At 42.1% G+C, this 14965-nt stretch carries 16 protein-coding genes; 9 read left to right on the forward strand and 7 right to left on the reverse strand.

What is annotated here, in order from left to right; all coding sequences use genetic code 11:
- Positions 1-52 precede the first annotated feature (52 nt).
- Positions 53-1894 carry a type III secretion system chaperone family protein gene (locus CYLST_RS32750; protein WP_015207781.1) on the forward strand — a complete coding sequence of 614 codons (1842 nt, stop codon included), beginning with the start codon at positions 53-55 and terminating at the stop codon, positions 1892-1894.
- 24 nt (positions 1895-1918) lie between these two features.
- On the opposite strand, the gene CYLST_RS34390 is transcribed toward CYLST_RS32750, so the two are convergent.
- Positions 1919-2071, reverse strand: a complete 153-nt coding sequence (locus tag CYLST_RS34390) for a hypothetical protein (RefSeq protein WP_157162565.1) — start codon at positions 2069-2071, stop codon at positions 1919-1921.
- Between the two features lie 3 nt (positions 2072-2074).
- The gene (locus CYLST_RS10900; protein ID WP_015207782.1) at positions 2075-3307 is read right to left on the reverse strand and encodes an FIST signal transduction protein; all 1233 of its coding nucleotides are present in this window, start codon (positions 3305-3307) and stop codon (positions 2075-2077) included.
- A gap of 728 nt (positions 3308-4035) precedes the next feature.
- On the opposite strand from CYLST_RS10900, the gene CYLST_RS10905 reads away from it, so the two are divergent.
- From CYLST_RS10905 to CYLST_RS10930, 6 genes are all read left to right on the forward strand, one after another.
- Positions 4036-4281, forward strand: coding sequence for a Calvin cycle protein CP12 (locus tag CYLST_RS10905; RefSeq protein ID WP_015207783.1), 246 nt, complete (start codon positions 4036-4038; stop codon positions 4279-4281).
- Between the two features lie 396 nt (positions 4282-4677).
- Positions 4678-5271 carry a DUF3177 family protein gene (locus CYLST_RS10910; RefSeq protein WP_015207784.1) on the forward strand — a complete coding sequence of 198 codons (594 nt, stop codon included), beginning with the start codon at positions 4678-4680 and terminating at the stop codon, positions 5269-5271.
- Positions 5272-5293: 22 nt separating this feature from the next.
- On the forward strand, positions 5294-5590 hold the full coding sequence (locus CYLST_RS10915; RefSeq protein ID WP_015207785.1) for a DUF7734 family protein: 297 nt from the start codon (positions 5294-5296) through the stop codon (positions 5588-5590).
- Positions 5591-5686: 96 nt separating this feature from the next.
- Positions 5687-6802, forward strand: a complete 1116-nt coding sequence (gene cbiD, locus CYLST_RS10920) for a cobalt-precorrin-5B (C(1))-methyltransferase CbiD (RefSeq protein WP_015207786.1) — start codon at positions 5687-5689, stop codon at positions 6800-6802.
- A gap of 227 nt (positions 6803-7029) precedes the next feature.
- Positions 7030-8652 (forward strand): glutamine-hydrolyzing GMP synthase, encoded by a 1623-nt coding sequence (gene guaA, locus CYLST_RS10925; protein ID WP_015207787.1) that lies wholly within the window; start codon positions 7030-7032, stop codon positions 8650-8652.
- A 493-nt stretch (positions 8653-9145) separates the two neighbouring features.
- A complete protein-coding gene (locus CYLST_RS10930; protein WP_041233581.1) occupies positions 9146-9550 on the forward strand; it encodes a response regulator in 405 nt (134 codons plus the stop codon).
- A gap of 52 nt (positions 9551-9602) precedes the next feature.
- On the opposite strand, the gene cdf31 is transcribed toward CYLST_RS10930, so the two are convergent.
- On the reverse strand, positions 9603-10508 hold the full coding sequence (cdf31, locus tag CYLST_RS10935) for a CDF family zinc efflux transporter Cdf31 (RefSeq protein ID WP_015207789.1): 906 nt from the start codon (positions 10506-10508) through the stop codon (positions 9603-9605).
- Between the two features lie 449 nt (positions 10509-10957).
- On the opposite strand from cdf31, the gene CYLST_RS10940 reads away from it, so the two are divergent.
- Positions 10958-11311: a hypothetical protein gene (locus CYLST_RS10940; RefSeq protein ID WP_041233061.1), complete on the forward strand. Its 354-nt coding sequence runs from the start codon at positions 10958-10960 to the stop codon at positions 11309-11311.
- Positions 11312-11653: 342 nt separating this feature from the next.
- Here the strand turns inward: CYLST_RS10940 and CYLST_RS10945 are convergent, their stop codons facing one another.
- The 3 genes from CYLST_RS10945 to CYLST_RS10955 form a co-directional block, all read right to left on the reverse strand.
- Positions 11654-11890, reverse strand: coding sequence for a DUF4327 family protein (locus tag CYLST_RS10945; protein ID WP_015207791.1), 237 nt, complete (start codon positions 11888-11890; stop codon positions 11654-11656).
- A gap of 637 nt (positions 11891-12527) precedes the next feature.
- Positions 12528-12926 (reverse strand): 30S ribosome-binding factor RbfA, encoded by a 399-nt coding sequence (rbfA, locus tag CYLST_RS10950; protein WP_015207792.1) that lies wholly within the window; start codon positions 12924-12926, stop codon positions 12528-12530.
- A 126-nt stretch (positions 12927-13052) separates the two neighbouring features.
- Positions 13053-13259: a DUF751 family protein gene (locus CYLST_RS10955; RefSeq protein WP_015207793.1), complete on the reverse strand. Its 207-nt coding sequence runs from the start codon at positions 13257-13259 to the stop codon at positions 13053-13055.
- Positions 13260-13416: 157 nt separating this feature from the next.
- On the opposite strand from CYLST_RS10955, the gene CYLST_RS10960 reads away from it, so the two are divergent.
- A complete protein-coding gene (locus CYLST_RS10960) occupies positions 13417-14250 on the forward strand; it encodes a DNA adenine methylase (RefSeq protein ID WP_015207794.1) in 834 nt (277 codons plus the stop codon).
- Here the strand turns inward: CYLST_RS10960 and CYLST_RS10965 are convergent.
- Positions 14247-14723: a PD-(D/E)XK nuclease superfamily protein gene (locus CYLST_RS10965; protein WP_015207795.1), complete on the reverse strand. Its 477-nt coding sequence runs from the start codon at positions 14721-14723 to the stop codon at positions 14247-14249. The genes CYLST_RS10960 and CYLST_RS10965 overlap by 4 nt on opposite strands.
- Positions 14724-14965 lie beyond the last annotated feature (242 nt).

Below are 14965 nucleotides of genomic sequence, written 5' to 3' on the forward strand. Positions count from 1 at the left end.
AATTAGCAGCATTATCCTCTGTAGCTCTTCACCTAACTAGAAATAAATTTAAATGACTACTTATACCCAAAACCATCAACTAAACACTGAATTAACCCTCCAAGATTCCGAACAATCTCCCCTAACCGTCCAAGCTAAAACGCTCACCCTTACCACCCAAAACGACATCCTCATCGAGTCCCGTCTCACCTTCCACGTCAACCCAGAACTCTACCAACGCATCCACACCCAAGGATTATTCAATCTGCAACCCGAATTACGCGGTTCTTTGACTAACGGGGAATTTGATAGCGAAACCAACATCGCAATCACAGCCAGTTTAAAACCCGATTTATTACCACATCTCACCCCACACTTAGATAATGCACCTGCTTATCTACAAAAACTTAGTCAAGAAAACCCAAGTAATCCACTTTTATCTACTGAAAGTTGGTTAGGCTTACAAGTCAATCAACAACGCTTACCAATTGCAACCGGTTATAGTACCTTTTGGGATTATGTGAACTTTACAGCAATTAGTGGTGAGAATCTTGACAGTGAACAAATTAGCAAGGGCGTCAGCAACTTCTTTGAAAATTGGGCAGAGGCTAATCTTGAGCCTATTGCTAACGATGCCATTTCGCAAGTGCTGTCTGAAGTAACTCAAGGGCTTGAAGAATGGATTGATAGCAGTATATCAGCCATTACTTCAGAAACCCTAACTCAAGCCTTTTCAGAAATTGCCAAAGCTTTTGAAAAATTAGTTGAGCCTAGTGAATTTGACACCAATCAACAAAATATTGCTAGTCAAAATATATTTGCAGCAATGGTTGATTTCTTCAAAATAGATGACTGGACTTGTATCAAGATTGAAGGTGAAGCAGCATTGCAGATGGCATTTTCTGGGAAAAATGGTGTATGTAATTGCTACGCTAAAGCCAAAGAGATAGAGCAGCAATTCGTCTTTTACTCTATTTGCCCCGTCATAGCTCCAAAATCTAAGCATCAGGCTATTGCAGAATTTATTGCTAGGGCAAACCATGACATGATTATCGGCAATTTTGAACTAGATTTTAACAGTGGAGAAATTCGCTACAAAACCAGTATTAATGTTGAAGACGGTAAACTCAGCTTTAACTGCATTAAGATTTTGGTTTACACCAACGTCAAGATGATGGATAAATATCTTGCAGGAATTTTATCTGTAATTAATGATAATGTTTCGCCCATGTCTGCGATTAAGCAAATTGAACTGATGCAAGATGTTTCCCAATCATCAGATGAAATTGTGCAGAGTTTAGTTGTTGCACCTACTGATAAACCAGAAGAGTTAGTGGTTAACTCAACTTTGCAACTAGAAATACAGCCACAGGAGGAAAAAATCCCGGAAAGACAATCTCATATATTAGCCAGATTAACACCAGATGAAATTGGTAAATTACATCAAGCATTGCAGATGCTGGAACCTTATCAGCGTAAACAAACTCAAGCAATTTTAGAGAAAGTCAAAGGATTAATTATTGCTAGATTGGGTAATTTGGGAACAGAAGTATTTGATGAAGCATTTACTTTTTTTACTAAAACTAAATTTCCGGGAATTATTCTAAAATTAACTCAACGTTATTCTAGAATGGCGGGACAGACAAAATTATTTATACAGCAATTAAAAGATTGGATTAAACAATATGGTGAAGCAGCAGATAATTCTGACATCAACCTAGCTATAGAAGATTTGGAAAAACTATTTGGTCGGATTAACAAGCGTCTGGAAGAACTACCAACAGATAAGTTGCTAGGTGAAAAAGAACTAATATATTTACTTGAGATTGAACAATTTAGGGAGCAGTTAGCATTTTTTGATAAATTTATCAAAAATCTCCCTGAAAAACCTCCAGACGGATTGGCTTCTACCTAATAAACATTTTCCACTAGGCTGATTTCAAGTTGTATTGACAAAAGCGTCTGAGGAATGCGATCGCGCGTAGCCTGTCCGAATCACCCAGCGCAGTGCCTTCATGCGATCGCATTTCCAATGGATGTATTGAAACATTTCTGGGTCTTGAAAGCGGGATATAACTTCAGATATCAGCACTGATTACTCATTTTGGCGGCAAATGCCAAACACTGAAGTATAACCGTGGAGGAAGGTACTACCACTAACTGGGCCGATTTCGCCGCTACAGAAAAAGCCGCCTAGGGGGATATGATTGAGATAGCGCCTAAATAACTCAGAATCAAAATTGGGTTTGCCGTAGAGTCCTGCACCGCGTCCCAAACAGGTAAACATTAAGGCAGCAACGGCAGAGGGTTCGGTGCTGTGTTGGCTTTGATAGCGTTCTAGGAGTAATTCTAAGTCTTCAGCCGAGGCTTGGGCATCGCGCAGGTGGAATTGCAGCCGTTGACCAGGACGAACGCGATCGCCAATTGCGATCGCTCCTGCTGATGGATCTACTCCGAGGATGCTGCGAATTAAAAAGTCTCCCTGCTGCAAACAAGGCTTAAATCCATCCATCGCTACACCGACAAACAGAGAGTGCTGTGCCAGCATCCGTTCTTGTTCGCTGAGACTGCCAATTAAATCTCGCAACACCACCAAGGGTACTTTCTCATCCAACTCGAGGATGATATTGCGCTCAGATTTGGTCACTTGCAATGGCTCGCCAATCGGTCTACATCCTTGGGCGACAATTGTTTCCACAACAATATTACCGCTCAAAGCTAGACCCACCGTTCCCTCGCGATATAGGCGTTGGTGCTGGCTGCCTCTGGCATCGTTACAAAATAGGGCAATCCGACCACCCATACCCCCACCACTAGCCTGTCCCCCCAGAACCACCGATCCAGGATAAGCAAAATCTAGCCCCTGCAATAAATCTTTGATCCCCGAAGAAAAAGAACTGGACAGCAAGATAAACTGGGGGGCTGGTGATGGTGGTACACCGATTAAATCAATCCAAGCCTCTGGCGGACTATCCAAGTCAGGTAACTCTTCACTAACAACATGAAAGACTTGAACATTCACCCCTGGAAGATGGGCTAATGTCAGGCTGATGGCTGGTTCTGCTTCTATTTCTTGGGGTTCTCCCTTAACTGTCGTACCAATCACACCTCCACCACTACAGCCAATTAGCATCGGTACTGAAAGTTTATCAGCCAGCAAAGGTAAGAGTCGCGAATACTCACTCGTAAAAGCAGACGAAATGAAGATCAGCCCTATATCCGCAGGTGCTGTTAAAGATGAGACAGCTTGTTGCACTACATCTGCAACAGCTGCTTCTAAAGAATGATGAGTTGACAGGGCGTTTGCCCACTGCATTTGGTCTGCCATTAGTTCTCGGCTCTTTCTCTTATTAGGCTAGTAGTTATTAGACCTGGTAGTACTTTATAGGTGCGTATCCAGCCAATAAACGGCAACTTATGGCGCAAACCGGCTCATTGATTCTTTAGAAGGCATCTAAAGCTGCTAGACCCTACTTATCCCTGGACTTTCAGCAATCAAGGCGATGCCAATTGCTCCCAACCACAGCCCTAAAAAGGATGATAGTGGCTTGTGATTTTTATTCTTCTCCTAACAAAAACGCTACGCGATGGCACGGAGCGCCCACACTGAGCGTGATATCGCTTTTTTCCTATGTACTTTGATAGTGAGGGCATCGGAAGAGCGTGTAGGCATACACTCTCTTTTACCTGAAGAATAACGACCATTTAACTCAAGCGTCCCATCACTAGGAGTCTTACCGCTCCTTAAGGGTCATTGCTAGTTCTTTAAGTTTATCAGGAAATGTGACGAAATGAAGTCAAACACAACTTGGGTGGGTTTCCAAATGAACCACGAAGTTTTATGATCATCTCTCTGTAGTACCAACGCCACAAAATCTTAAAACAAAAAGGTGAATGCAGTATAGTTCAGGCAGTTTGCTGTATTAGTTATGGATTATCAGGCTCACACCCGAACTTATCAGTTAAATGGTTAAAATGGTAAGCGATAAAGTCAAAAGCTGCCATTCCTGAAATTTTTCTATACTGGTATTAACAACACACAACGAGACTAAAGCAATGACCAACATCCAACAAAAAACAAACAGCGACATCCAAGAAAAAATTCAAGACGAAGTGGAACAGGCGCGTACTGTCTGTGATATTTCAGGTAGCAACTCGGCAGAGTGCGCTGCGGCTTGGGATGCAGTCGAAGAACTGCAAGCTGAAGCCTCCCACCAGCGTCAAAGCAAGCAAAAAAACTCTTTAGAACAGTACTGTGATGACAACCCCGATGCAATTGAGTGTCGGGTTTACGATGACTAACAATTGAGTAAGTGAATATTAATTTCATCCGGTGAGCAAGCAACTAGTAGCTCTTGACTGAATATCTTGCACCTTCACGCCACTTCTGCATAAATCTCACTTTCCCCTCGGATGATCTCCGGGGTTGGTAAAATTTAGGGGGTTACTTCCGGGGTTTTGACCCTCAGCAATAACCTCTAGACCCTAAAAAACTGGGGTTGATCTCGGTGTGGTGAGGCTATAGCAAATCGGGAGACTACTAAATCTCTTCCTGATGCCGCTAGAGGTAGGTGCAAAATATTTGTTGAAGATTTTTGAGTTGCTTGCTTTTTTAGGCAAGCTAGCTGTCTTGACTTTTCAATTTGATTAAACTGTTAATTAACAGATAAGTTTTTTATTTATCGTCTGACAAGAACTATGGAACAGCCTTGGTTTCGCCCTTTGGTCTGGATTGACTACCGACTGGCGATATTATTTACAGTAATTATTCCCCTAATTCTACTGGTTTGGGCGTTTGTACAAAAAGTGGATAGCATACAACGCTTGTTAACGATTTACTGGCGAGTCTCAAGTCTGTTGGCAATCACAATTTACTTGATGATTGGCGGGTTTGGGGTAAGTTTTATCTCCGGGTTAATGGCTCGTATATTAATCCCTATTTCCCTGTGGTTCTGGGTGGATTTAAACGATGAAATTGAATATCAATCTACTGGCACTTTGAAATTGGCTTTCACTTCTTGGCGCTGGGCTATGACTGTTTATTGTATTTTGGGCACAATAGCCTTTGCACCTTTTTTAGGTTGTGCTTTTTCTGCAAATGCACTCAAAACTCCCGATTGTCAAGTCTGGTTTCAAGCCCCGTTACTGTTTAAAGAATATTTTCATGCGAATAGTAAGCCTGCCTTTTTGGGCTTTCTCGCCATCATTAGTTTAGTAATTTATGTAGTTTACTTAAGTTACTTTATTTTGATTAAGCTAGGCAAAAAAGGACGTTCAGCAGCACAACAGTAACTTCTAATTAAAAATTCAAAATATGAATTCTATTAGCAAGCGGCTGGAGCAATATACTGTTAAATGCTCTCAAGAAGTTCTATTGGTAACGATAGAAATTGACAATGAGCCAGATAAAATTGCTATTTTCAAAGGCTTTTCTAGCTCTTTAATGCGCCCAACGGCATTTGATCCAGATGTGCCAGTCTTACCAGATGAGGTGAAAATTCTCAGTATTGATCGCATAGCTAGCCCTTACAATCCTGAAGCACCCTGTTATATCCAACAAGGAATCTCTTGGGAAGCTATGCAAGCTTTGCTATCAGAGATGGGTGTCTAAAAAGGGGATTTGGTACTGGGTACTAGGAAAGAAATTAATTAATTTGGCTCGGATTTTTCCCAATTACCAATTACCAATTACCAATTACCAATTACCATGTCTCGTTCCGGATACACGCTCCCTGTCTTTGCCTGTGCCGCTGCTGTTGCAGCTTTGCATTGGTTGCGCCATCATCAACCCCTGACAGTAGTGTTGGTTGATTTGATTGCACCAGCCCAATTGGCAGAAATATCGATTGAACAGGTAGCAGGGCTATCTGAAAAGATGGCTTTGGCAATTACTCGCTCTGATCCGGGTGATAATCTCGATTTGACTAGAAATACACCAATTTGGGCGATGGTGGAATGGCGAGAGGGAGAGGGAGAGACAGTAATTATTCAAGGGGGAGAAGGAATTGGCAAACAACTGAATGGTGAGGGAGAAGCGGCGATTTATGCTTATGCTCACAAACTGTTGCTAGAGAATTTACGCCGGCTGCTAGCACCAGGAGAAAAAATTACAGTGACAATTATTTTACCAAAAGGGCGATCGCTAGCTGTTCGGACTTCAAACGCTGCTTTTGGCGTGGTGGAAGGACTTTCACTGTTGGGTACCACAGGTATTTCTCAACCCTTGAGTACACCAGATCAGCTAACAGCTTTTCGTGCCGAGTTGCAAGACAAAGCCAGCCGTTTTGAAACTTTAGTCTTCTGTATTGGCGAAAACGGCTTAGATTTGGCGCGAAAACTAGGTATCAATGGAGAGCAATTGGTAAAAACTGCCAACTGGCTAGGGCCAATGTTAGTAGAGGCGGATCTTCTGGGCGTTAAAGAAATTTTATTGTTTGGCTATCACGGGAAGCTGATGAAACTAGCGGGGGGAATTTTTCACACTCATCACCACCTTGCTGATGGCCGTCGGGAGATTCTGGCAGCGCACTGTGCTTTGGTTGGTTTAAATTCTCCAGATATCCAAGCTATTTTTGACAGTCCCACCGCTGAAGCGGCACTAAAATATTTGCGATCGCTTGACGCCTCAACAGGCAGTGATTGGGTAAATCAAGTTTATAGTGCGATCGCCGCAGCTATTGATTCCCGCTCCCAAGAATATATCCAAAGCCATAGTGAGCGGGGCACAGCCGCAACAGTCTGTGGCTCTGTTCTCTTTGATCGCGATCGCCAAATTATCATCAAGAGTAAAACTGGTTGGATGTTAACGGGAAAATTATGTTAATTTATGATGAATAATCATAAACAAACCAAATAAATATTTTTTTTCAGTAGTTATTCTAGGTTGAGCTTATTTTTTAATACAATACCTGATACACAAGCTAAACAAACGCACATAACCTCGCGTTTGTAGGGGATCAATTTACCATTACGAGTCTGACCAGGCAGAGAAATGGTAACAATTTAGACTACAGAGCGACAATTTATTTTCACAGACACACTTTCGCCATCATGAATACAGCGGTGACTCTACTAACTGAACTTGCGCCTCAAACATCAGAAGATTGGGGGCGGCTGAATCGCCAAATCATTGTGATTCTGGACTTCGGCTCTCAATATTCTGAACTAATCGCCCGTCGCATCCGCGAAACTCAAGTATACTCCGAAGTCTTGTCCTATCGCACGACAGCTGAACATTTGCGCCAACTAAATCCTAAGGGAATCATTTTCTCTGGTGGCCCAAATTCAGTTTATGGCGATCGCGCTCCCCATTGTGACCCAGAAATCTGGAATTTGGGAGTACCCATCCTCGGCGTGTGCTACGGTATGCAGCTAATGGTCAACCAACTTGGTGGGGAAGTGGCCAAAGCCGAGCGGGGTGAGTACGGCAAAGCATCATTATATATAGATGACCCCACAGACTTGCTGACTAATGTCGAAGATGGCACGACGATGTGGATGAGTCATGGAGACTCAGTCACGCAAATGCCACCAGGATTTGAACTGCTGGCACATACAGAAAATACCCCCTGTGCTGCCATTGCTGACCACGACAAAAAACTTTACGGTGTGCAGTTCCATCCAGAAGTGGTGCATTCCATTGGTGGACTGGCATTAATCCGCAACTTTGTTTACCATATCTGCGAGTGCGAACCCACCTGGACAACAGCCGCTTTTGTCGAAGAATCAATTCGCGAAATTCGTGCCAGAGTTGGCGATAAGCGGGTGCTATTGGCACTTTCTGGCGGTGTAGATTCTTCAACTCTGGCATTTTTACTCTATAAAGCAATCGGTGAGCAACTAACTTGTGTGTTTATCGATCAAGGCTTTATGCGTAAATTAGAGCCAGAACGCTTGGTGAAACTGTTCCAAGAGCAATTTCACATTCCGGTAGAATATGTGAATGCGCGCGATCGCTTCCTAGCTAGGATTGAGGGAATTACAGATCCCGAAGAAAAACGCCGCCGCATTGGACACGAATTCATCCGTGTATTTGAAGAAACATCTAAAGAACTTGGTCACTTTGACTATTTAGCTCAAGGCACCCTTTATCCAGATGTCATCGAATCGGCTGATACCAACGTTGATCCCCAAACTGGTGAACGGGTAGCAGTAAAAATCAAGAGTCATCACAACGTTGGTGGTTTACCCAAAGACCTGCGATTTAAACTGGTGGAACCCCTGCGGAAACTATTTAAAGATGAAGTCCGCAAAGTTGGGCGTTCTATCGGTTTACCAGAAGAAATTGTCCAACGGCAACCTTTCCCAGGGCCTGGTTTGGCAATTCGCATCTTAGGTGAAGTCACCGCCGAAAGATTGAACATTTTACGCGATGCCGATTTGATTGTGCGGCAAGAAATTAACCAACGTGGCTTATACCACGACTTTTGGCAAGCCTTTGCTGTATTGCTGCCAATTCGCAGTGTTGGCGTTATGGGCGATCAACGTACCTACGCTTACCCGATTGTCTTGCGGATTGTGACTAGCGAAGATGGCATGACTGCCGATTGGGCGCGTGTGCCTTATGACGTCTTGGAAGCGATTTCCACCCGAATTGTCAATGAGGTAAAAGGCGTTAACCGTGTGGTTTATGACATCACTTCCAAGCCGCCTGGAACCATCGAGTGGGAGTAAGTTAGTTCTGAGTGCTGAGTAATTAAGTAGGGTGGGCAATGCCCACCTATTTATAAATCGGTTAAGGGACTTCCAATTAAAAAAAATATCCAATCGGTGGGGACACGGCATTGCTGTGTCCCTATAAGTCTAAGATTACTGGATAATTTATTTTTTGTATTCCCTAAAACGGTTAGCGGTTGCCCTATTGGTTGATAGTCAATATTCGGGATTAACCTAATCCAGTTTTGGCTGTAAGGTTACATTTTTTTGATTTATATTGTTTTTTGTTGAAAAATAGGACGATAAATGACGAAAAAATACCTTATTTATCTAATTTTCAGCAGCCAAGTATGATGAATGCCAGCTTTTGCCACTAGCTAAGTAAAATCATCCAATGGTAGAGAAAAAAGACGTTAGTACAGTAAAATTACCAATGGTGTGGTGAATGGGAACAGCACTAGAAGCTCATTTAAACATACTTCTCTTTATTCCCGACGCCAATGGAGAAATTATGGAAGAGCCTCTCCCGCTGAATGGGTTACGCATCCTCGTAGTTGATGATGATGAAGATAGCCGCTTTTATATCTCTACTGTGTTGGAAGCAGATGGCGCCACTGTCACGGCAGTTACATCAGCACCAGCAGCATTGGAGATGCTACCCAAATTGCAACCCGATGCCTTTATCTGCGACATTGCTATGCCTGGTGAAGATGGCTATGCCTTGATCCGCAAGGTGCGATCGCTAAAAGCAGATAAAGGTGGACGAGTCCCCGCCGTGGCCTTAACCGCTTATGGCGATAGCGAGGATCGGATCCGCGCCCTAGAAGCTGGGTTTCAGACTCATGTAGCTAAACCCGTTGATCCAGGGGAACTAGTGACGATTGTCGCTAATTTGGTGGCGTTTTGTCGTGGTTAATACTTATATGCAGTATTAAGGATATTTTTCCCTTTTACCTTGTAAAAACCGCCTAATTAGCTCCAGACTCAAAGCTAATTCGCTCAGATTTGTATGCCGGTGGTTCAACGTGAATTAAAATCCGCACAGGATTGAAGCGTTGTTCTAATCGGCTTTCTACTTCTTCGGTGATGTGGTGGGCGGTTTCAACATCTGGTGCATCTACTATTAAATGCATTTCCATGAAGACTTGTCGACCTAAAACACCACGAGAGGCAATGTCATGACAGTTAATCACCCCTGGGACAGAAACTGCGATCGCATGAATCGCTTCTGGTGCGATCGCCATTTCATCCACCAGCCAAGGCAAATTCTCTTTTAAAACTGACCAGCCACTCCAAAACACTAACAAAGCCACAGGAAAAGCTAACGCCACATCCAACCATTGAAAATTTAGCCACCAAATACCAATCAAACCCCCAATTACAGCGATCGTCACCCAAACATCACTCATGGTGTGCGTGGCGTCAGCAATCAAAATTGGGCTACCTACGCGCTTACCCACGCTACGTTCGTAAAACGTTACAAAAATATTCACCCCCAGCACAATCAGCAATAACCACAATTCTGGTGCTGATATTTTCACCGGTTCACCACCTTTGATAATTTTCTCCACAGCGCCTTGCAGAATTTCAAAGCAGGCAATTCCTAAAAAAGCGGAAATTCCCAAGGCACCCACAGCTTCAAATTTGTTGTGTCCATAGGGATGTTCGCGATCAGGGTGTGGTGAAGAAAACCTACTGGCAATCAATCCTAAAATATTGTTGGCGCTATCCGTCACACTATGCAAGGCGTCAGCTAGTAAGCTGAGAGAACCTGTTGAGTAACCCACAAATGCTTTTAATCCCATGACAAACAGGTTTAGCAGTAGGGTAATAATTAAAACCTTTCGCACTTCGGCGCGGTTATCGTAAATCATAGAGAATTTATCACATCAAGTTCTATGACTACTACTGTAAAACTCCAAGCACCAATAAACACAAATAAAATGTATCAAAGTCTGACACAGTAAGAGTTAAGTCTCTCTATAGCTACTAATTTTACTACCAATTTATTGAGATTATTTATAACTAACAGTAGCTACAAGCTTGATAAACGTTGATAATTGCTTTGCTGATAACAGCATATTTTTAGCATTAAGAAATCACTGATTATAAATAAATCTCATCATCATTATCGTCAGTTGTACATTGTCAATCCTCTGTAGTGAATACAAATGACCAATAACAAGGAGTATCACTTTTAATTTTTAATTCCCCGTTCGCCTTTGGCGTCCCATAGGGAAGGGGTTGACTGCTTTTGGCAACAGTCGCACCACCTCTTCCGGTAACATAGGTAATTATCAAGAAGTTTTAACCAAAAAGCTCTATGTCTTCTACTCCTATGACACTGAACCTAAATGAAGGTTCTGTGACTTTTAGTTTTTCACCCCAAGCCGCACGGGAATTAAAAGCAGCCACAGATCAATTGATGGAGCGGTTGAAAGCTGTCGCCGCTAAACCCACACCCAGCGGCGGTAAAGTCACTCCCCAACCTCCTCTGGAATATCGTTACACTGGCGATATCTTTTTAGAAGTGTTCTGCAATCCGAATATCTGGCCCACCCCCTTTGCAGCCAAAGTTCTGCTAACCGTCCGCAATGTCGGTATCCGCTTGACTACAGAAGCAGAACTCACCCGCGTGATTGACGACATTAACCAGTATTTGGATCAAGTGGGCTAAGTTATTCCCACTGGGGAAAGAGCAAATTTTTTAGCTCCACAGCCTCATAAAAATTACCGGAGCAGTTTAGGCTGGGTAACTGCCCCGGTTAAGGATTTTACAGATAATACACAAGATTTGACATCGGCTATAAACAGCAACTGTTCCCGATGCGTTCGCTTACTTGAAAAATTCTATAAATCAGACTCTAATTCTTCTGTGTTATGGGAAATGGAAATTTCTGGATCGGGAAAGACTCATCAAAACCAGAGACTATCCCTTAGATTTGGCATCTAATCATTTATTGTCAAATCTATACATCGAAAATAAACTCCCAATCCAAAAACTGAAATCAAACATTGATTAGTCGTTGTCCCACTCTTCACGACCAATCAAGTCGCCAATGCGATCGCGTAATAAAAAGTCACATTTCTCTAATTCACATTCAACGCAAACCCACTCTCTCGCTGGGATGTATTGACAGAGTGTATATATTGGTTGTTGTCTGCTAACCATTCCCTTTTCCACCAGGCGACGTGCTTCGTCCTGGATTACGTCTAGAGAGTAGTAATTGATAGAAGGCACCGTATTCACACTCATGGTTTTGACTCACAAATTTATATGTAGATAGTGTTCCCCATATTCGTCTTGGAACAAACATGGCAAGCATTAGACTTGTGGCTAGGGTTTTGTAGTTTGCTATACGGAACTATTAACATTTTGACGCTACACATCCTCAAAAAATTTAAAGAAATGTTAAGTTTGTCAAAATTCCCTGACATTAGCCACAACTCCGCTTAATATAATAATGCCAAAGTAGTTAACTTAACCTGCTCCCAAGGCTGTGTGACTTGCATTCAATAGGTGTAAAACTCTGGAATTTACTGCTTTTAGCGATGATTTGGCGATCGCGAATCCGAAATAATCACCGTAGAGTCTCCTTTAGGGATAGTGACATTTGTCCATAAAAAAATAAGCCAGCTATATTTAGCGAGTGTTAGGGTATAAACTAATGCTTTGCATTAGGGCTAAACTACACCAACAAGCCTTGTATTGCCCTATCTGTTAACAATTTTTTAAGCAATATTCTAATTGTTTAGTTACTTTTATTACCGTTACTCTAAAGAGTAGAAATACAGTTCCTTGAGGTAGGTATAGTTAAATTGAAACAGACGCGAGTTAATCACGTCTGTCAAGTGTTTGGCAGATTTCTAGAGATTAACTGTTCGGAAATGACCTATTCTGGAACTTCTTCCTCAACTTGGTCTGTGCTTTCAGGCGGACGCTGATCCTTGAGTTGGCTCAATAAAGCCAGCACCTTATTACCCCGTTCTATAGAGCAATCTTCGATAAATATCACTTCTGGGGTGCGACGTAGTCTTACCCGCGCACCAATTTCACTGCGGACGTAACCCGTCGCGGACTTTAAACCCGCCATTGTTTCTGCCTTAGCTTCCTCAGTACCATAAATACTGACGAAGATTTTGGCGTGTTGCAGGTCGCCAGAAACATTGACATCCGTAACACTTACCATTCCTGTACCCACACGGTCATCCTTAATGCCGTTGAGTAGCATTTGGCTAACTTCCCGTTTGATCAATTCAGCAACGCGGGAAACGCGGCGATCTGTAGCCATATTAATTACGCCTCCTCACAGAGGTTGTACGACATGATATAGATGCAAGTTGGGGAGGACAATACTTGAGGCTAATGAAGCCAACAGCAACAGTCCCTAGAGCTAAATCCCCGATGTAGCCCTATTCTAGATTGTACTCAAGCCCAACATTGCCCGGAGGGTGAGTGTAACAAAAAACAGACCACCCGCCAATAAACCCAAAACCGCAACCAAGGTGACAGGTCGCTTCAAAAATGGCAGTAATGGCTCAAACGTGTTGAGCAAAATGCCTAACAGGGTGGTGATGAAGTAGCGGGGGTAGCGAAAGACGTTATCCCAAAATCCGTCAAACATTTGAATTTAGACTGCCTTGTTATAGAATATACGTTTGTTTGGATGTGCTTTATATATTTAATTGTAATCTATGCGGATGGAAAATATCTCAAGTAATATAAAATATGGTTCGTTAGTTATTTAGTTAGTAGCTGGGTTTCAGTTCAATCAGAAGTAAATGGTAATTCAAATCCCCAAAGAAACTTGCCCGCGTCCATTCTTGAAGTGGGCTGGGGGTAAAGGTAGGTTAATTCAGCAATATGAGAACTATTTTCCCGAAGGTTACAAGACTTACTATGAGCCATTTTTAGGTGGGGGTGCTGTTTTTTTTCATCTGCAACCATCAGCAGCAGTTTTAACTGATATTAATGCTGAATTGATTACTACTTATCGTTGCGTTAGAGATTCTGTTGATGATTTAATTGCTCTATTGCAAGAGCATAAAAAGCAACATAATAAAAATTATTACTATGATGTGCGCTCTTATCCTGAAGGCAGTGATTTAGAGAAAGCGGCACGGTTTATTTATCTGAATAAAACCTGTTTCAACGGTCTTTATCGCGTCAATTCTCAAGGTAAGTTTAATGTTCCTTTAGGCAGATATAAAAATCCTGGAATTTGTAATGAGGAATTACTGCGAGCTGCATCCATAGCACTCTCTAGGGTGGAGATTCAACAAGCAGACTTTACCCAAGTGCTAAATCGTGCGACTAGCAGTGATGATTTTGTATTTTTTGACCCACCTTATCATCCTATAAGTAGCACTAGCTATTTCACCGCTTACAGTCGGAATTCTTTTCATGAAAAAGACCAAGAACGTTTGAGAGATATTTGTATAGAACTGGCAAGTCGTGGCGTCAAAGTTATGGTATGTAACTCTGATTCTGAATTAATTAGAAAAATTTATACAGATATTAATTTTAAGCTCTACAAAATCAAAGCAGCGAGAACAATTAATTCAAACGTAAAAAATCGTGGCATGATTTACGAACTATTAATCACATCTGACTAAAGATTTTTGTGTGTCCAAGCAATGAACCTATCTAAGCTAAGGACTGCTAACAAATTGGGGTTATCGTTAACTCTTGCTTTCAGCCAGTTACTTGCGCCTTCTCTCATACCTTCACCTCCCATAACTACGATAGTTGGCGCAGGGTAAGAAGACTGGATGTTCATATTCAAGTAAGGAAACTTTTCATCAACTGAACCACCACTTTCTTGCCATTTGCACTCGACAATAAAACCAGATGATATTCCAGGTGAGCCAAGAACGTAAAAGTCAACCTTCAGTTCAGTATGATAAATTCCCGTGCCAATATAAACTTCTTTTCCATAGCGTTTTGGTAATAAAGCAGCATTTAATAAAAATTCTTTTTGGATATGGTTCCCTACTTGAAAATAATTATGTCCTTTTAAGATTGCCTCTATATTGCTTTCTAAAATCTTTCCAGACTTATTTGCCCGTCCGCCTTGAGTCGTAGTCATCCTAAAACCCTCTGCTAAAAGTCCTGCTGATTCTAGGATTCCACAGAACTGGTAATAAAGAGTCAATCGCTGAAGATGAATTTTTGGTTTTGGCTACAGGAGAAAATAAATTTTTATGGTACGGCAGTACTAATTAAATACAAATGTATTACTATTTAGGACAAAGAACGGTTTACTGCTCTATTGAAGAGCAAATTACCTGAGAAGATGAATCCTCGAATGGGGGCAAATCCCAGATTATA

This window comes from Cylindrospermum stagnale PCC 7417, from assembly GCF_000317535.1.
Taxonomy (GTDB): domain Bacteria; phylum Cyanobacteriota; class Cyanobacteriia; order Cyanobacteriales; family Nostocaceae; genus Cylindrospermum; species Cylindrospermum stagnale.